Genomic DNA, 17,819 nt, shown 5'->3' on the forward strand with positions numbered 1-17,819 from the left:
GTTGATATGAATAATTTAAAAATTATAAATAGGTATGGTCAGTTAGTAACAGATAGTAGAGAAGTTGCTGTAATGGCAGGTAAAAGGCATAGTGATTTACTTGAAAGCATTGATGGATATATAAAATATTTACTCAATGGAAAATTCCGTTCAGTTGATTTTTTTATTCAGAGTTCATATAAAGATAGTACAGGAAGGACTTTAAAATGTTATTTGCTTACTAAAAAAGGTTGTGATATGGTAGCAAATAAAATGACAGGTGAAAAAGGAATTTTATTTACTGCAACGTATGTAACTAAATTTGAAGAAATGGAGAATCAATTAAAAGTAAAAAAAATAGATAGCTATAGGATAGAAGATCCAATTGAAAGAGCTAGAGCATGGATAAAGGAACAGGAAGAAAAGCTTATATTAGAACAGCGAATTTTTGAATATGAACCTAAAATATCTTATTTAGATACTATTCTAAATTCTACAAATGCTATAGTTGTTACCCAAATAGCTGCTGATTATGGACTTAGTGCCAAGAAATTAAATGAAATTCTTAAAGAAAGTGAAGTGCAATATAAGGTTAATAAACAATGGATTTTGAAAGCTAAGTATAAGGATAAGGGATTTACTAAATCAGAAACTTTTATTGATGCTGTAGGTCAGGTTCGGTTAAATACAAAGTGGACTCAAAAAGGAAGACTATTTATACATCAATTACTTGAAAGTATAGGAATTAAAGCTTTAATGGATTTAGAGAATATAAAGGTTAGTTAAGTAATATATTTATACAATTTATTTAAAGTGCATTGGGGGTGTTATTATGGCTAGGCTTACAGATAAGCAGAAAAAATTTATTGATGAATACTTGATTGACTTAAATGCAACACAAGCAGCAATAAGAGCTGGATACAGTCAAAAAAATGCTTTTAAAATTGGTTCAGAATTACTACAGAAAACTACAGTTCAGAAACATATGCATAAATGTATGAAAGATAGGGAAAAAAGGACAGAGATAACACAAGATAAAGTTTTAAATGAGCTTGCAGCAATCGGTTTTGCTAATATTGCCGACTATCTGGAAGTAAAAGACGATGCAGTAAAAGTTTTTAATACTACAGATATTCCAAAGGAAAAATTAAGAGCGGTGGTAGAGATCAAACAAACAAAAGATGGTATATCAATTAAGATTCACGATAAAGTTAAAGCGCTTGAAGATATAGCAAAGCATTTAGGAATGTTTGTAGACAAGGTAGAACATACTGGAAATATAGGTGTTGGTACTAAGAAATTAGAGGATTTTTTTTAGGAAAGTAATAAGTTTTGAAAAATTATTAAAAAATATTAAATATAAGACAATAGAGGGAGGTTTTATATATGGGTTCAACAATGGATAATATATCAAAAAATGCTCAATATATTTATGGTTCAGGGAGAGACTTATCAGATGCTATTGCTAAATATGGAAATAATAAAAACTACAATTTTGTTGATACTTCAACGCAAGGTTTTGATCCTTCTACTATGAAAAGTGATGGGTGGATGCTTGGAGGAAACAAAGTAAATACTAATGTTAGTGATGATATGCTTCAATCCAAGGGAATACATAGATTAGGTGGTGCGGATGCTACAGATACTCAGAATGCGTTGGCAAATGCTATTAGTAATGGAATAAGTACACCGCAAAGCGGATTAAAATATGTTTATGCTTCAGGAACTGATTTACAAAATGCACAAAATATATTTAGAACAGGTGATGGTTATAAAATAGTTGATGTTTCAGCTCCTGATTTTGATCCAGCAAATATGCAAAAGGGTGGAATAATGCTTGGTGGAAATGGTGTAAATAAAAATATTACTGATAATATGCTTAATAGGCTAGATATTAATAGAGCATATGGACAAGATTCAACAGGAACAGCAAAAGCGGCAGAAAATTACTATTGGGATAGTCAAAAGCCTACATCTCCTACAGTTGTATCAACACCAACATTTACACCTTTTAGCTTTACGGGTAATATGCAAAACTATTTAGATGAAGCACAACAAATGCTTAAACCTCAATATGATTTAACTGTTAAAAATATAAATGATAATTACGATACTAATTTAATACCACAGGCTAATAATGATACTTTATCAAGAGGATTGGCCAGAAGCAGTTATGCAGGAAATAGAGTAGATCAGGTTAACAAAGCTAGAACTACCGATTTAACTAATGCAGCTATGCAAGAACAGCAGCAAATTAATAATATGGCCTTGCAAAATTATGATAAAGCTTATGATAGGTCATACCAGGGATGGAAAGACCAAAACGCTAATAATTGGCAGACATATAATGCACAGAATACAGCTAATCAGCAAGGTTTCCAAAATCAAATGAATTTATATAATGCTAATCGTGGGGACTATTGGAAAAATAAGAGTTATGATGCAGATCAGACTTACAAGCAACAACAACAGAATAACTGGCAAAAGCAATTTGATACTTCTAACGATCAATGGCAGAAAACTTTTGATTTTAATAAGCAGAATGCAGATAGACAATTTGATTTAGAGAAAGAAAAATTAACAGCTGCTTTATCAAGAGCTTCTAGTGGTGGAAGTGGTGGCAGGGGCGGTGGTAGAAGTTATAGTAGTGGGGGAAGAAGATCGTCCTCTAATTCATATGGTAGTGAAGACGATCAAATAGAAGCTTTTGCATCTGATAAATCAATACCTCTTTACAACAGGCTACAAGATTTAGATGGTTATTCAGAGAATTATAATAATGATTCTGGATCAAGAAATGATGCAAATCTATGGAAACAGGCTTTACTGGATGGAAGATGGTATGATGATGTTTAATAATTAATAAAGTGAGAGATAGGCCAGATATAGTTTTGAAATATTCAAAATATCAAAAGAGTATAAAAAATATGTACTATATGATTTATGGAGGAATTAAAATGCTAAAAATACAATTAGACTTTTTATTTGGTGATAGATTGGGGAATAAAGGGATATGGTATTTTCATGATAAAAATACAAATAAGTTTTATAAAAAAATTATTAAAGCAAATGAGGGTGATGTTACTGAGACTATAGAAGAAGTACCAGAAGAGCTTGTTGAAAATTATATGTATCAAAAAAAGATAAGCTATTAAAAGCGCTGAATACTCAATAATTTATATTGTGGTTACTGGAATATGTTTTGCAGTAACCATATTTTTATGAATATACTATATGTATATAGTTTAGTGTTAGGTGTACAAATAATATTTGTTTAATTTAAAAGGAACTAGTTGAATCTTTGTAGAATATTAAATATATTGGAAAGTGATTTATTGTACAAGCAGGTGATATGATGATAAAAAATAGACTTCTTCAGATAAGATTACAAAAAGGTTATAAAAAGCAAAAGGATTTTGCTGAGTTATTGGGAATGAATAATACTGCTTATAATTTGATAGAAAATAATAGAAAGCAGGTAACATTAGAAACTGCTATAGATATAGCTAATAAATTACATATGCATGTAGAGAAAATATTTTATAAGTCCAGTGAATAGGACTTATTTTTTTATTTTGAAATTTAGTTTAGAGTAAATTTATTTTAGATTCTACAAAAAAAAATTTAGTAGACAGGCAATATTTTCAGATACATTGAATAAGATATAGTATAAGCAATCAAGTTAGAGGATAAGAGGTGTTAAAGTATATTATATTAGTTTGGTTCTTAACTACAGCAGCAGGAGTTGTTATAGTTAAACCTTTTGGTCATAAAAAAAAGTACATGAATTGTAGAGCGGAGCTTAATAGGTTTAAAAGACTAGATGAAAAAAGGTGATGTTATGAATTTGAAGTCAAAGTGGAAAAATCTTAAAACATCATTGGAGCAGCATAACAAAATAAGCAAACTTGAAAGAGCCTGGATAAGAATATTAGCTAATGCTGGTATCCATAATAAAGAAAAAGATACCTTTTCATTAACGGAAATAGAGTCTGTAAATTATGGATACAATGCAAAGGTGTTAATACCCTATGGATTAACATTTGAAGGACTAAAATGTGCTATGGACTTAATACAGGATAGTTTACCATGTATCCTTATGCTTACTAAAAAAAAGAATGAAAATTTTGCTTTAGCACGAATAATTCAAACTCCTGCTAAAGTGGGAAAATTTTTGCCACCAAAAGTAAAACCTTATGAAGTGTTCTTGGGGATTAGTTTTGATGGAGAACCTATAATAATTGACATGAATGAGCTTCCACATCTCTTTATATGCGGCTCAACTGGAAGCGGTAAAAGTAAATTAGTAGATCATATCTTAACAAGTCTTATCTATAACAGTAGTATGTTACAGCTTGAATTGTATTTAGTGCAGATAGCAAAGGAAGATTTATATATTTATGAGGATATGGACCAGGTAAGATGTTTTGCTACTACCATAAAGAAAACATATTTAATGCTAAAGCACATACATGAAAAAATGATTGAGCGTAGCTCCTTAATCATTCCTCTAAAAAAGCGTGGAATAGCAGGAAAGATAACAGAGTATAACAAAAGGAACGTATGTATTATGAGTACAGTATATGTTGTTATAGACGAGTTTTCAAGTCTTATGAGTAAAACAAGTGATGGTAAACAGGTTAAAGAGTGGAAGAGTGCAATAATGGACTATTTGGAGGAAATAGCACAGATAGGTCGTAGTGTGGGGGTATTCCTTATACTATCACTACAAAGGCCAACAGCAGATAAGCTGCCGCCATTTGTAAAAGCTATGTGTAACGTCAAGATCAGTTTTAGACAAACCAATAAGAAGAGTTCAGAAGTAGCACTTGATGATGATTCAGCATTGAATTTAGAGCCACGAATGGCAATTATGGATATTGGAGAAAGAACATACCTAAAAACATTAGAAATAACAGATAAAGCAATAATCAATTATTTAAAGCCACATATCAAACCACATCATAGAACATTAACCTTTGATGAAGGGAGCAAATCTAAAGAAAAAAATACTCCTAAGGGTAAAGGAAAAATTCCTATAGTATTCGATAAAGTAAGTCCTGCTAAAGAGGTAGCTGTGAGCAATATACCTAACTTTGTACCCTATGAAGAAACAAAAGCAGTACATGTAATTGATAAGACTAAGATTCCAATCAAAACAGAAAAGCCACATAAAGGGAGAGTGAAGCTTTAATGCTAACGGATAGAGATAGAGCTATTTACTACCACATAGAAAAATATAAATTTGCTAGTATAGAGCAGATACAAAAGGCATTTTTTAAGGAGCAAAAATATTCTTATGATATAGCCAGGAGACGTTTAAATAAACTAGTATCAAACGATTACCTTAAGTGCAGTAGAAATTTTATAACAAACCAAAATATTTATTACATTGACAATCAATATAGAAAGGTTAGCTTACATTCTATGCTTTTAATGGATTACTATGTGGAACTGCTACATTGTAATGCTGAAATAGTGCATTTTGAAAAAGAGAAGGAATGGCTTGATGGAAAAATCAGATCAGATGGATTTTGTATATATGACTTCAATGGTTATAGATTTTATAACCTCATAGAAGTTAATGCTTCACACAATAAGTTAAACCTGGAGAAGTACGAAAGCTTATTTAATAGTGGAGAGTTGCAAAAGGCTTATGGAGTATTCCCTACGATTATTCTAATTGATGATATAAACCATAAAAGTGATCCTACTTTTCAAAGCATGGATATAATACATTTAGACTTTAACCTTAGTGATTTTGCCAAGATATTCATGTAATTTAGTGTATACTAAAGTATACTCTATGAATATATGTTTTAAGACAGCTTAAAGTATAACCACAATAACCGTATATTTGATATACAGTTAAATGGCTTAATTATGCAATTCCTTAGTTCTCAATAAGAAGAGACTTTTAATAAAAGGCACTTCGATAAAGGGAGCGGTTGCTCCTGGTACATACCACAAAAGACAGATACAAGGCCAAAAGATAGATACATTTGCTTTTATGGGATATCTACCTACTTATTCAGGTCTATAGTGTTTGTATTTTCTATATATCTTTACCATTACTTATTCTATCCAATGGGTTTCTATGACTTATGTTTCTTATCTAGTTATATTGCAAAGATAAGGTCCCAAGAGGTAATACTCTTAATCCTACTCACTACAATTTTAGCCAGGTAGGATATATAAGTTATAGAAGATCATTAGATATGAGTAAGTAAGCGGAATTGGATATTATAGAAAACTCAAAATTGCTATGAGTCTATGAATAAATAGTTAAGATATAAAAAACTAAGGAGGGAAAATTTATGTTACAAACTATTAGAGAAGCTTTAAAGGAACTTTTTCAGATCTTCTTACTATGGGAAGTTATGACTATCACAATAAGATTTGTGTTATTTAGAAACATTGTAGGAAAGCACACATTAGAAAAAGCAATTTATAGAGGAATGAAAAGATTGCTTAGATACTCAATTAAAGGTAGCAAAAAACTAGTGTTAGAGTTACAACAGAAAAGACAAGAGCAGCTTAATAAAGAAGCTACTCATGACAATGTTATTCCATTTAGAAAACGTGCTTAAATGCACAGTGGAGAGAAGTTTCGCACTCTTCTTTCCTTTCTATTATTATATCTAATTGATTTAAAATAATGTGTGATTTATGGAGGTATTATTATGAATACAACTCTAATAGTTACAATGGCAGCTATAGGAATAAGTGCAGCAGTAGCAGAAAAGTTACTTAATGCTTTTGGTAAGGTAGATATGGCTCAATTTGTGAATATAGCAGGGTTGAGTGGTATTGGAGTAACAGCATTAGGAATAGTTATTAAGCTTTTACAAGCTTGTACATCAATTTTATAGGAGTTTTAATATGGTAAAAGTTTTAGCTATAGGAATTATAAAAACAGGAGCTATTACATTGGTATTAAGCAAAGCTATGAGGACATTTGGAAAACAAGATTATGCAGATGTAATAAAGTTTAGTGGTATTTGTTTAATTGGAATAAATGTAATGCAGATTGTAGCTTATATAATACAGCACCCACCAGGAATAATAAAAGTTATATGTAATATAATTAGCTTTTTTTCTTAATAAGTGAATAGAAAAGAGTAACTTGTCCATAATGTAAATGTACTTTAAAATAATCATTTTTGTAAACCCCATATAAGGCTCTCAACGAGCCTTAATTTTTTTATGTGTAGGATTATGATCTTATGATTAAGAGTTGTAATTGATAAAGAAGCTTTTTCAGATTGGATTAAAAAGCAACTTGAAATGATTGGAGCTATTGAAAATAAAGGCTTTACTTGCTTATCTTTTAAAAGGGAAGGTAATAATGCAACATTAATAGACTACATTATAACTTTAGATATTGCAAAAGAAATATAGAGTGTAAACATTTTATAAAATTAGAAAGCCAGGAACTAAAAGATTTAAAAAAGAGCTTGCCTACTGAAAGTATGGAACCTTTAAAGTTCGCACTACAGCTTGTTTTGTGGACAGAAAAGAACTTGAAACGTTAAAAAATCTAGGTTTAGGAGGAATAGGAAATTTTTCCGAGTCCTCGTATATAAATTCTCAAAATAAAAGTCAACCATGCTATGAGCTTAATCGTAATGGAATGTTAGAAATGTTAAATAGTGAGTCTGCTTTTGTAAGATACAAAACTATTGAATATATCAATAAATTAGAAGAAAATCTTAGACAGTCAAAACCTAGTTATATGATAGAAGATTCAATTGAAAGAGCTAAAATATGGATAAGGGAACAGGAAGAAAAGAAACAACTAGAATTAGAAAATAAGCAGCATGTAAATCAATTAAAAGAACAGGAGCCTAAAGTTATATTTGCAGATCCAGTAAAAGTAAGTCATTCATTAATTCTAGTAGGGGATTTAGTGAAAATCTATACATTCTGTTATTTACAAATATAAATTAAATAAAAGTATAAACTGAATTGATAACAAAATATATTCAGGATTTAGAAGTACAGCTAATAAAAATTAGTAGGTGATATTGTCAAATAATCTAATATTATAAAATAAGGTTATTAGGGATATAGATATTAAAAATTATTATATCCCTTTAAAATAGTGATAAAAATAAGTTAATCTAATACTATATAATCTAAAGATCGTTTTTCTGTTAGTAAGTTATTAAAAGCAATATCTTGTTTAGTTTCCCAGTGTTTACGTTTTTGTTCCACCAGTTCTTTGGCCTTTTCCCAGGAAGTTGATGGATCTAACTTGTCATTTAGACCTTTATCTATATCAAGGTTAGTTATATTGTTAAAATTTTGATATCTGTTACGGTGCCAAATATCTTTGATTTGAAGGGCAAAAATTTTGGCTAACTCTACTTTTTTACAATTGATGATATCTGAATTATTTATTTTAAATAGTATGTATTTAAGCTGCTTTACTTCAATAATATCATTATCATCATTATTATCAATTTTGTCTGCTGGAATTATTTTTTGATTTTTAATAGTAGCATAAAAAGTTTCTCCAGTTTCGTCTTTTATTATTTTTAAAGAAATGATATCTGTAAGATTAATAGCACCTTCGTTAATATTGTTTATATCAAGAATGTGAAAATGACAATCACCATGAATTGCAGCATCAAAACCGTTTATATTTTTATAATTAATTGCATCAATTAGGACATTATTAATTGATTTTTTATTTAATAAATGAGATTCTTTTATAGTTCGAAATACAAATATTGAACTGTTTAATGGTCCAAAACCATAACCAGGTGTCGGATTAATTGATAAAAAATCATATCTGTAATTTTTAGATAATTGTAATAAATTTTCATAAGTTAATCCAATACTTAAATTATACATAAGCGTAACCTCCATAAAAATTATAATAGCTTAAATTTTATAGTATAGTTAATCATGTATTTTGTAAAATAACATGGTACAAAAATGAAGTGAATAATACGTAGCGCTTTAACTAAAATTCATCTTTCAATTATATTATGTGATGTTTTTTTCATAATTGTAATAAAATTATATATAAATGAAATGAATTCTAATTTAGAAGTGAATCAAGTTTATTTATGAAATTGACATAAAAAATATTAAGGACTACAATTAAAGTGTATAAATATGGTTAAATTCAATATTAAAATATAAATATATGATTGTAAAAGAGGTGAAAATATGTTAAATGAAATATCTATAGAAATTATACGAAAATGCCCTAATAATTGTTTGCATTGTTCATCATACTCTTCTATTAATTGTACCGAAATGATTTCTTTTGATAAATTTACTGAAGTCATTAATGGTGGTATTAAATTAGGACTAAATACTGTATGTTTTTCAGGAGGAGAGCCTTTTTTACATCCACAAATTATTGAAATGATAAAATATGTATTTAAAAGAGGATTGTCTAGTTACGTTTATACAAGTGGAATTTGTTTAAGTAGTAAACAACAAAGAATATCAATTCCAGAAAATATTTTAAGTGAAATTTGTGGAAAGGTTACTAAACTTATATTTAATATTGAAGGTGCTAGTCCATCGACTTATGATGTTATTATGGGGACAAAAGGAAATTTTGAGCTTTTAAATAAGTCAATAACTAGTGCTAGAAAGTTTAATATAGTAACAGAGGCTCATTTTGTTCCAATGAAATTAAATATACATGAGATTGAATCTACCATTGATTTTTGCAAAGAACTTGGTGTTTCAAAAATAAGTTTTTTAAGGCTTGTTTTGCATGGAAGAGCATTCGAAAATGCACATAAAATTGCCTTATCAGATAAAGAAACAGAAAACTTAAAAGAAAAGTTGAATTTTATTAGCAAAAATGATTCTGTTGATATCCGAATTGGAGTTCCGTTATCTGAAGAGAATAACAAGGATAGTTGTGAAGCAGCAAGAGGAAAGCTTAATATTAAATATGATGGATTTGTATATCCTTGTGAAGTCTTCAAAAATAATAGAATAAAAATGAAAGATTTGGTTCCTGAAAACATAAATGAAATTGACATTGAATCAATATATAAAAACTCAATGTATTTAAAATATGTTAGAAATTATATAGCAGAGTTTGGAAAAGTAAAAAATTGTGAAAATTGTGTAGGACAATATCTTATTAAATCTTTTAGTAAGGACGGTGATAATAATGGCTAATGGGGATTTAAAATTATTAAATAAAATTAAAAAATATGGCAAAGAACAAATACCTAAATATCTGGAAGAATTAGATGTACAAGATATTGAACATCCTTTAGATGAAGAGATTTTGAAAATTTTAGATCAATTCGAAATACGAAGTGATGATAATGACTACCGTATTTTCTGTTATCTAGAAACAATAAAAAAGGCTTGGAAATTAATTATTGATAAGTCTATAAAATGTTTGAGATTTTTTGATACAAGGGAGCCATTTCTTAAAATTAGAACTAAGCATCCCATTGCATATGGCGTAAGTGAATTAGGTGATTACTTTGAAAAATACTCGAATTTTGAATCTATGCTTTATGGTGGTGGAAAGTACTATAGAGATCATGTAGTTCATGTTTTTCGTGTTTGGATGTTAGGGTTAGAATGTTTACTTAATAAAGATGGCCAATATCTTGAAAGAATAAATATTGAAAAAGGTATAAAAATTAATTCTCTAGAAAAGTTAAGTATATGGTCAATGATAGCATTAACTCATGATCTAGGATATCCATTAGAGAAGTCACAAGAAATTATTGATAAAACAAAAGATATGATGAAGACATTTATAGCGAATCCGATTGTATCCATGGATTTATCTTTTAATGGTGTTCAAAACAATATGAATGATTTTGTTTTAAGGTTCATTAGTTCAAAAATGCATGAAGTTAATACTAATTGCCCAAAAGAGAACAAAGAAGAATGTAAAGAGAAAAAAACTGAAGAAGGAAAAGCTAAAGATAAAAAAGGTTATGTTGCAAGATTGCAACCTAAGTATTATTTTAAATTTCAAAAGTCGCTTGAGCAATGTAAACATGGTATATTGAGTTCAATTATTATTTATAAGTTATTAATTTATTTTTTAGAATCTGATTATAATATAAATGAGGATTATCGTTTTAATGAAGAAGATGTTAGACAATTTTACATTAGAAGAGAAATTTTAAGAGCCATAGCATCTCATACATGCCATGACATTTATCATTTGGATATTTTAAGTTTTGCATATTTATTAATTATTGTAGATGATTGTCAAGAGTGGGGAAGAAAGCGAATTTCTGAATTATATATAAAATCTAATTCTACATATGAACTTCTTGGAATAACTCCTAAATTTGATGTAAGTGAAAGTACTATTGATGGTGAAACTATATGTATTCATGAATGTTTGGTTAGTGAACAATTTAAGTTTGAAGGTAATGATATTGATGGCTTAAAAAGAATTTTAAAGAGTATTCAAAAACAAATATACAGTTATAAAGCAATATTTAGAGATGGACAAGATACTGCTAAAAGGAATTTTATATTTAAAAAACATTGTAATATAACTTATGATGATGGAGGTGCTACATCGATTTTTGAAATAAAATTTAAAATTTCAAATGAGGATGATTCTACTTTTACTGTAAAGTTGAAATCAGCTGATATTACTAGTACAATAAAAGAGTTTGGAGAAAAATTTTTAAAAGGAATATATTCTTGTGAAGTTTTAGCGCTTGAACAATCTTCAAATTTAGATACTGAAAGGGTATATTCTATAAAGGATGGAAATGATTAATAAAAAATTCAAGGCAATTACGCCTCATGGATCATTATTATATGAAGGTTTTATTTTAAAAAGTAGAGTTTGCAACTTAAAAGGTTATATGGATTATACTAAGTTTTCCGAATTATGCAAAAGTGGATGTGTGAATTATGGAAAAAAGTGGTCGTGCCCGCCATATTCACCTTTGTTCGAGGAATTTACTAAAGGTTATAGTTATATATCAATATGCTTATTACATATAAAACTACAACAATTTTCATATATAAAAAATGATTATTTAAAAGTAAAAGCTGCCAATAGTATACTAAAAAGTAGAATTGATAAAACTCTAAGAAAATTAAAAAGACCAGATAATCACTATATTTCAACTGGTAGTTGTAGAATGTGTAAACCATGTAAATGTAAACTAGATAAACCTTGTGCTCATAATGACATTAAAACTTATAGTTTTGAAGCTCTAGGAGTTGATGTTTCAAATATGGTTAAAGATCTATTTGATTTTAAGCTATTGTGGTACAGAAAAAAAAATGTTCCTGAATATACTAGTGTTGTTGCAGGCTTGTTATCTAATGAAATTATAGATGAAAACATTATATTTGAAATTCTTAAAAAACAAAATTAGTCTTTGTAATCAGTATTAAAAATAACCTATGTAAAGTAAATTCAAAGTTATTTGATTCGTGGTTACAATCTTTAACACATTTCAGAAACTAATGTGATCATTATGGAAGAATATATAATGAAGTTTTTCCTCCAGTTAAAATAAGAAAAGAGGATAAAAAATATAATTTTGATACAAAGAGAATTTTTATAAATATTATAGTGATTAAATATTTGGTTGCAGATAAAAAGATATGGAATAAATTTGCAGCAACTGATAAATGAATATAGAAATTATATAGATTTAAAATTAGTAGGCTTTCCTGAAAATTGGGTAGAATTAATATCTAAAATGCAATAAAAATTCAATAATACCCATTGGGCTTTACTTGGGATTTATTAATGCTAAAAATTATTAAAAACAGCTACAGAATACAATAAGCAAAAATATAAAAATGGCTTAAAACAAGGCTTTACGATAAGATAATAAATTATAAAATAAGTAGTGATACACATTCGTAACCAGTAGGTCGCAGGTTCGACTCCTGTTAGGAGCACCATAAAGAAGCTTGATATATCAAGCTTCTATTTTTTTGTTTAATGAATACCCCCGGTTATACCGGGGGTTCTAAAAGGCTTTTAGCTATGAGTAGAAAAAATAAAACCTCCGATGTAAAATGAAAGTGGGTTTGCCAACCACAACAAAATACAAAGGAGGAGTATCCAAATGGATAACAACAGTTTATCACACAGTAAATGGAATTGTAAATATCACATAGTATTTGCACCAAAATACAGGCGACAGATAATATATGGAAGTATAAAAGCAGACATAGGTCAAATCTTGAGAAAGTTGTGTGAACACAAGGAAGTAGAAATAATAGAAGCAAATGCATGTGTAGATCATATACATATGCTTGTGAGTATACCACCAAAGTTGAGTGTTGCAGCGTTCATGGGATATCTGAAAGGCAAGAGTTCACTTATGATATTCGATAGACATGCAAACTTGAAGTACAGGTATGGCAATAGGCAATTTTGGTGTAAGGGATATTATGTTGATACGGTTGGAAGAAATAAAAAAATAATTGAAGAATATATAAGAAAGCAAATACAAGAGGATATAGTAGCAGAACAAATCAGTATTAAAGAATATATTGACCCGTTCACGGGTGAGCCAGTTAATAAGGTCAAAAAATAAAACCCCTTTAGGGGTAGACCGTAGAAATCTGCGGTTGGCAGACCTTTCAGAATGTCTTTAGACATAAGCCAGCAATATGCCCTTATAGGGCTGGAGCAAACCACCCGTTTTACGGGTGGTCCTGATTATGATTTTTTCTTTAAAATCTAAAATAGGTACACTACGAAACAAATAATTACAAATATGTGTTACATAGGAGTTACTACTATTGCTGTAGGTTTAAAGCAAAAACAGAATAGTTTTATTAATTTCAACATAATGACTTCTTTATGTACTTTCAACAAGTAATTTATGAGTTATTCATATATGTTTATATAATACTGATTTTTCGTTCGTTTACAAAATATATACAATTTATATAAGTATGCAAGTGCTAAAATTAATTATTTATTTTTTTAAGAACTAAAATCTTTACATTCCCATAATATGAATTAGAAGTTTTAATGTTTAGTTAAGTAAAGTAACTGTTAAAAAATCAAGGTTAGTAATGAGGTAAGTTCCCAAAATATGTAGTGCAGTTATATTTAATTATTAGTGATCCAGGAAAGTGCAAAAATAAACTTCGAAATAGGGGGATGTTTATGCAAAAAGAATTTTCTTTAAGTAATGGAAAAGCTATGATCAATTTTACAGCAAAATACTGCAACACTGCAGAAAAGTTATTAGGGAGTAAAGGCTTTAAAATAGTTTTAGAAGCCTACATATCTAAAATAAAGAGTAAGGAAAGTAATGTATATAAATATATTGAAAACTCTATGAGTTGTGATGATACAAATATTTTGGAGAATATTATAAATGTATTAAAATTGCTTATGGTGTTAAAGGCTGAGGAAATAAGAAAATTTAATGAGAAATATAATAAGTTCCTGGAAGACAAGGATAAGTTTATATCATTTATAGAAGGATTATATGGATTTTGGAGAAAGTTAGAAAGGTATACTATAGTGCAAAATAATAAAATAGGTGAAGGATTTCAAAGTGTAAATTTTATTGATGCAAATAATGATTTTTCAAATCTTATTTTAGACACCTATAGAAAAGTAGAAGAAAATGTTATAGGGGAAAAGCCAAAGGTATACAGACAGCTTCCAGCAGGGGGAAATGCGGGGCTTATTTTAAATGATATAAAATGGCCTTATCCAAGTGGATATGAATGTTTAAATAAAATACCATTTATAGAATCTATATTAGTTGATCCTCCGTTTATAATATATCCCAAAAAAAATAAAAGAGATGGAATTTTTACAGAGTGTAATGAAAATCCCCTAATTAATTGTTCAATAAATGAAAATCACTGGTTTTGCTATCCTGCCAAGGTAGGAACTTTATTAGCATATATATATTTTCATAGAGATTTTATGGCTCACGGAGTGACTCTTTGCAATCTTTTTGAATTGGCTAAAGAGAAAGAGTATAGGGGAAAGAAGCCTGATATAGTATATGCATTTGGTGTTAGAGATAATAATGAGGATATACGTACTATATTTTATGATGACAAAGAAAATGATATAATGCTTGGATATGTAAATTACAAAGAAGTTATAGACTACTTTGGATATATGAAAAAAATGACGTTAACTCTCTATAATTTAATAATGATAAAAAGAGGTTATCTTCCAATACATGGTGCAATGGTTAATATAATAACTAAAGATGATAAAGAAGCAAATGTTATTATAATGGGAGATAGTGGGGCAGGAAAATCAGAAAGTTTAGAAGCCTTTAGACAGTTAAGTTACAACTATATAAGCGATATGACTATAATTTTTGATGACATGGGGTTTTTAAAGATCAATGATGAAGGTAAGCCTTTAGGATTTGGCACTGAAATAGGAGCATTTGTGAGATTGGATGATTTAGATGTAGGATATGCATTTAGGGAAATTGATAGAAGTATATTTATGAATCCAGATAAAATAAATGCAAGGCTTGTTATTCCTGTAGCTAGTTATAAAGAAATTACAAAAGGATATCCTGTAGATATATTTCTCTATGCTAATAATTATGAAGATAGTGAAGAATTAGAGTTCTTTACAGATGTAGATAAAGCAATAGATGTATTTAGGAAAGGAATAAGAATGGCTAAAGGTACAACTACAGAAAGTGGACTTGTAAGTACTTATTTTGCAAATCCATTTGGACCAGTACAAAAAATCGAGGAAACAGATAAACTTATTTATAAGTATTTTTATAATTTTTTTGATAAGGGGGTAAAGGTTGGACAATTAAGAACCATGTTGGGCATACCTGGAAAAGAAAAAGAAGGGCCTAAAAAAGCTGCTATTAAGTTATTAGAACAAATTAGAAATTTATAGGGATTCAAGTAAGTAATAATTCAACACATTAATATATGGAAATGTGTTGAAATTTTTTTTTGCTGTATTATAATTAAAAACAACAGAGTTAATAGATTTTCAGTTCAGGAAAACAAATCAATATTGTAAAAGTAAAAAATAAATTATTTTTAATTTGTTATCATTAGGTATATTCTTATTTCAAAGTTTAATTTCAAAATAACCAATAGACATATTTTGAATTAGCATTATAATGAAAATTATATAGACGACTATTTTAGAATTAGAGCGATACTTTATATTGTATGAATTATTGTGCTTTTAGGAGGTAATTAAATTGCTAAATGAGCTAAAAAAACAAGATACAATAGTTTTGGATTCAAAAACAAATTATAATTCTAATAAAGATACATATATGAAGATATATAAAAATCTTCCTTGTGCAGCTATATTGTTAAATGAAGGTGATAGAGCTTTTGAATTAAACAATAAAGCATTAAAAATGTTTGAGGGGTTAGACATAGAATACCATTTGCAAAATATAATTACTGAAATTAGTAAAAAAGTATCAAATTTTAGTGAAAAGAATGTGGAAAAAAAGTGTGAATATGAAGTTGTAACAGAAGAGGGTACTAAATATTTAGAAGTTACACTTGATTATCTGGAAGATAGTGAAGTGTCTTACCAAATTATGATTATACACGATATTACAGCTTATAAGTTGTATGAAGAAAAATTAATAGAACAAAAAAAAGTAGTAGAAAATAATAGCGTAAGTAAAGAATTGTTTTTAGCAAACATAAGTCATGAGATAAGAACTTCTATTAATGGAATAATAGGTATGACAGATTTAACTATAATGACAGATTTGACAATGGAACAAAAAGAAAACTTAAAGTTAGTAAAATCCAGCGCTTTAAAACTTTTAAATATAGTAAACAGCATATTAGATTTATCTAAGGTAAATTGCGGAAAAATGAAAGTTGAAAATGTGGAATTTAACTTTAAGGAGATGTATAGTGAAACTGTAAGGATAAGTACTATGAAAGCAATGGATAATAAATTAGAATTTAAATCTAAGATAGATGATGGAATTCCAGAAATGTTAATAGGAGATCCTATAAAATTAAAACAAATACTAGATAATCTTATAGATAATGCAATAAAATTTACTAAGTACGGTACAATATCTCTAATTATCGAAAAGGGTGAGATTATTGATAAAAAGATAAATATTAAGTTTTATGTTAAGGATACAGGAATAGGAATAGATAAAAAGGATGTTTCTAAGATATTTACAAGTTTCGAACAAATAGACAACAAAGTATATACTAAAAAGTCCCCAGGTACAGGATTAGGACTTTGTATATGTAAGGGTCTTGTAGAGTTAATGGGTGGTAAAATAGAAGTAAAAAGTAGAAAAGATGTTGGAACATTATTTTCTTTTAATTTATTTTTGCAAAAGTGTGCTAAACCTACATTTATGAATATAAATAGTACAAATAATAGGGTTAAAAAAGTAAATAAAAAGTTAAATATTTTAATTGTAGAAGATGATAAAGCTAGTCAAATTGTAATGTATAATTTATTTAAAAAGCATGGACATATATGTGATATTGCAAATAACGGAAAAGAAGCGTTGAATCTTTTAAATATCAAACAGTATGATTTAATTTTAATGGATATACAGATGCCTATAATGGATGGTGTCCAAACTACTAAATTTATAAGAAAGTCAGAAGAAAGTAATAATAAGCATGTGCCGATTATAGCACTTACAGCATATGCATTAAAAGGTGATAAAGAAAATTTTTTAAATTTGGGAATGGACGAGTATATATCAAAGCCTTTTAATGTTGAGGAGTTATTACAAACTGTGTATAAGATGGTTAAAGATGATGAAGCTGGCTTAAACAATATAAATAAACAAAGGAATATAGACCGAGAAGCATTATTTTTATATCTTTTATAGTAAATTAAAATAATAAGATTATTTAAAATGAGGTGTGTG

The 17,819-nt window shown here is 28.3% G+C and carries 20 protein-coding genes; 19 read left to right on the forward strand and 1 reads right to left on the reverse strand.

Annotated features, from left to right (window positions below; genetic code table 11):
- Positions 1–6 precede the first annotated feature (6 nt).
- From HBE96_RS05055 to HBE96_RS25960, 13 genes are all read left to right on the forward strand, one after another.
- Positions 7–765: a Rha family transcriptional regulator gene (locus tag HBE96_RS05055; RefSeq protein ID WP_169296674.1), complete on the forward strand. Its 759-nt coding sequence runs from the start codon at positions 7–9 to the stop codon at positions 763–765.
- Positions 766–811: 46 nt separating this feature from the next.
- Positions 812–1,297: a terminase small subunit gene (locus HBE96_RS05060; protein ID WP_169296675.1), complete on the forward strand. Its 486-nt coding sequence runs from the start codon at positions 812–814 to the stop codon at positions 1,295–1,297.
- A 68-nt stretch (positions 1,298–1,365) separates the two neighbouring features.
- Positions 1,366–2,835: a hypothetical protein gene (locus HBE96_RS05065; protein ID WP_169296676.1), complete on the forward strand. Its 1,470-nt coding sequence runs from the start codon at positions 1,366–1,368 to the stop codon at positions 2,833–2,835.
- A 101-nt stretch (positions 2,836–2,936) separates the two neighbouring features.
- Positions 2,937–3,134: a hypothetical protein gene (locus HBE96_RS05070; protein ID WP_169296677.1), complete on the forward strand. Its 198-nt coding sequence runs from the start codon at positions 2,937–2,939 to the stop codon at positions 3,132–3,134.
- A 200-nt stretch (positions 3,135–3,334) separates the two neighbouring features.
- On the forward strand, positions 3,335–3,538 hold the full coding sequence (locus HBE96_RS05075) for a helix-turn-helix transcriptional regulator (protein ID WP_425350703.1): 204 nt from the start codon (positions 3,335–3,337) through the stop codon (positions 3,536–3,538).
- 137 nt (positions 3,539–3,675) lie between these two features.
- A complete protein-coding gene (locus tag HBE96_RS05080; RefSeq protein ID WP_169296679.1) occupies positions 3,676–3,816 on the forward strand; it encodes a hypothetical protein in 141 nt (46 codons plus the stop codon).
- Positions 3,803–5,173 (forward strand): FtsK/SpoIIIE domain-containing protein, encoded by a 1,371-nt coding sequence (locus HBE96_RS05085; protein WP_169296680.1) that lies wholly within the window; start codon positions 3,803–3,805, stop codon positions 5,171–5,173. Before HBE96_RS05080 ends, HBE96_RS05085 begins: the two co-directional genes overlap by 14 nt.
- Positions 5,173–5,760: a hypothetical protein gene (locus HBE96_RS05090; protein ID WP_169296681.1), complete on the forward strand. Its 588-nt coding sequence runs from the start codon at positions 5,173–5,175 to the stop codon at positions 5,758–5,760. The genes HBE96_RS05085 and HBE96_RS05090 overlap by 1 nt, the downstream gene beginning before the upstream one ends.
- A gap of 536 nt (positions 5,761–6,296) precedes the next feature.
- A complete protein-coding gene (locus HBE96_RS05095) occupies positions 6,297–6,569 on the forward strand; it encodes a hypothetical protein (RefSeq protein WP_169296682.1) in 273 nt (90 codons plus the stop codon).
- A 93-nt stretch (positions 6,570–6,662) separates the two neighbouring features.
- On the forward strand, positions 6,663–6,851 hold the full coding sequence (locus tag HBE96_RS05100; RefSeq protein WP_169296683.1) for a hypothetical protein: 189 nt from the start codon (positions 6,663–6,665) through the stop codon (positions 6,849–6,851).
- Between the two features lie 10 nt (positions 6,852–6,861).
- Complete coding sequence (locus tag HBE96_RS05105; RefSeq protein WP_169296684.1) at positions 6,862–7,083, forward strand: hypothetical protein; 222 nt, start codon at positions 6,862–6,864, stop codon at positions 7,081–7,083.
- 138 nt (positions 7,084–7,221) lie between these two features.
- Positions 7,222–7,380, forward strand: coding sequence for an antA/AntB antirepressor family protein (locus HBE96_RS05110; RefSeq protein ID WP_342590155.1), 159 nt, complete (start codon positions 7,222–7,224; stop codon positions 7,378–7,380).
- Positions 7,381–7,486: 106 nt separating this feature from the next.
- Positions 7,487–7,924 carry a Rha family transcriptional regulator gene (locus HBE96_RS25960; RefSeq protein WP_206154837.1) on the forward strand — a complete coding sequence of 146 codons (438 nt, stop codon included), beginning with the start codon at positions 7,487–7,489 and terminating at the stop codon, positions 7,922–7,924.
- Positions 7,925–8,097: 173 nt separating this feature from the next.
- On the opposite strand, the gene HBE96_RS05120 is transcribed toward HBE96_RS25960, so the two are convergent.
- The gene (locus HBE96_RS05120; protein WP_169296686.1) at positions 8,098–8,838 is read right to left on the reverse strand and encodes a hypothetical protein; all 741 of its coding nucleotides are present in this window, start codon (positions 8,836–8,838) and stop codon (positions 8,098–8,100) included.
- A gap of 321 nt (positions 8,839–9,159) precedes the next feature.
- Between HBE96_RS05120 and HBE96_RS05125 the strand changes: the two genes are divergently transcribed.
- From HBE96_RS05125 to HBE96_RS05150, 6 genes are all read left to right on the forward strand, one after another.
- Positions 9,160–10,137: a radical SAM protein gene (locus tag HBE96_RS05125; protein ID WP_169296687.1), complete on the forward strand. Its 978-nt coding sequence runs from the start codon at positions 9,160–9,162 to the stop codon at positions 10,135–10,137.
- Positions 10,130–11,725, forward strand: a complete 1,596-nt coding sequence (locus HBE96_RS05130; protein ID WP_169296688.1) for a hypothetical protein — start codon at positions 10,130–10,132, stop codon at positions 11,723–11,725. The genes HBE96_RS05125 and HBE96_RS05130 overlap by 8 nt, the downstream gene beginning before the upstream one ends.
- The gene (locus HBE96_RS05135) at positions 11,712–12,335 is read left to right on the forward strand and encodes a DUF2284 domain-containing protein (protein ID WP_169296689.1); all 624 of its coding nucleotides are present in this window, start codon (positions 11,712–11,714) and stop codon (positions 12,333–12,335) included. The genes HBE96_RS05130 and HBE96_RS05135 overlap by 14 nt, the downstream gene beginning before the upstream one ends.
- 705 nt (positions 12,336–13,040) lie before the next feature.
- Positions 13,041–13,514 (forward strand): IS200/IS605 family transposase, encoded by a 474-nt coding sequence (gene tnpA / locus HBE96_RS05140; RefSeq protein WP_169296690.1) that lies wholly within the window; start codon positions 13,041–13,043, stop codon positions 13,512–13,514.
- Positions 13,515–14,095: 581 nt separating this feature from the next.
- Entirely contained in the window at positions 14,096–15,829 is a 1,734-nt protein-coding gene (locus HBE96_RS05145) for a phosphoenolpyruvate carboxykinase (protein WP_169296691.1), read from the forward strand.
- A gap of 316 nt (positions 15,830–16,145) precedes the next feature.
- The gene (locus HBE96_RS05150) at positions 16,146–17,780 is read left to right on the forward strand and encodes an ATP-binding protein (protein ID WP_243186839.1); all 1,635 of its coding nucleotides are present in this window, start codon (positions 16,146–16,148) and stop codon (positions 17,778–17,780) included.
- Positions 17,781–17,819: the final 39 nt, after the last annotated feature.

Origin of the sequence: Clostridium muellerianum, assembly GCF_012926525.1 — a bacterium.
Taxonomy (GTDB): Bacteria; Bacillota; Clostridia; order Clostridiales; family Clostridiaceae; genus Clostridium_AM; species Clostridium_AM muellerianum.

What these genes read in the sequence shown, in the direction of transcription:
- HBE96_RS05105 (WP_169296684.1), top strand. Translation starts at nt 6,862, where the DNA reads ATGGTAAAAGTTTTAGCTATAGGAATTATAAAAACAGGAGCTATTACA.
- HBE96_RS05130 (WP_169296688.1), top strand. Translation starts at nt 10,130, where the DNA reads ATGGCTAATGGGGATTTAAAATTATTAAATAAAATTAAAAAATATGGC.
- HBE96_RS05055 (WP_169296674.1), top strand. Translation starts at nt 7, where the DNA reads ATGAATAATTTAAAAATTATAAATAGGTATGGTCAGTTAGTAACAGAT.
- tnpA (WP_169296690.1), top strand. Translation starts at nt 13,041, where the DNA reads ATGGATAACAACAGTTTATCACACAGTAAATGGAATTGTAAATATCAC.
- HBE96_RS05100 (WP_169296683.1), top strand. Translation starts at nt 6,663, where the DNA reads ATGAATACAACTCTAATAGTTACAATGGCAGCTATAGGAATAAGTGCA.
- HBE96_RS05145 (WP_169296691.1), top strand. Translation starts at nt 14,096, where the DNA reads ATGCAAAAAGAATTTTCTTTAAGTAATGGAAAAGCTATGATCAATTTT.
- HBE96_RS05120 (WP_169296686.1), bottom strand. Translation starts at nt 8,838, where the DNA reads ATGTATAATTTAAGTATTGGATTAACTTATGAAAATTTATTACAATTA.
- HBE96_RS05085 (WP_169296680.1), top strand. Translation starts at nt 3,803, where the DNA reads ATGAAAAAAGGTGATGTTATGAATTTGAAGTCAAAGTGGAAAAATCTT.
- HBE96_RS05070 (WP_169296677.1), top strand. Translation starts at nt 2,937, where the DNA reads ATGCTAAAAATACAATTAGACTTTTTATTTGGTGATAGATTGGGGAAT.
- HBE96_RS05060 (WP_169296675.1), top strand. Translation starts at nt 812, where the DNA reads ATGGCTAGGCTTACAGATAAGCAGAAAAAATTTATTGATGAATACTTG.
- HBE96_RS05090 (WP_169296681.1), top strand. Translation starts at nt 5,173, where the DNA reads ATGCTAACGGATAGAGATAGAGCTATTTACTACCACATAGAAAAATAT.
- HBE96_RS05125 (WP_169296687.1), top strand. Translation starts at nt 9,160, where the DNA reads ATGTTAAATGAAATATCTATAGAAATTATACGAAAATGCCCTAATAAT.
- HBE96_RS05135 (WP_169296689.1), top strand. Translation starts at nt 11,712, where the DNA reads ATGGAAATGATTAATAAAAAATTCAAGGCAATTACGCCTCATGGATCA.
- HBE96_RS05075 (WP_425350703.1), top strand. Translation starts at nt 3,335, where the DNA reads ATGATAAAAAATAGACTTCTTCAGATAAGATTACAAAAAGGTTATAAA.
- HBE96_RS05095 (WP_169296682.1), top strand. Translation starts at nt 6,297, where the DNA reads ATGTTACAAACTATTAGAGAAGCTTTAAAGGAACTTTTTCAGATCTTC.
- HBE96_RS05065 (WP_169296676.1), top strand. Translation starts at nt 1,366, where the DNA reads ATGGGTTCAACAATGGATAATATATCAAAAAATGCTCAATATATTTAT.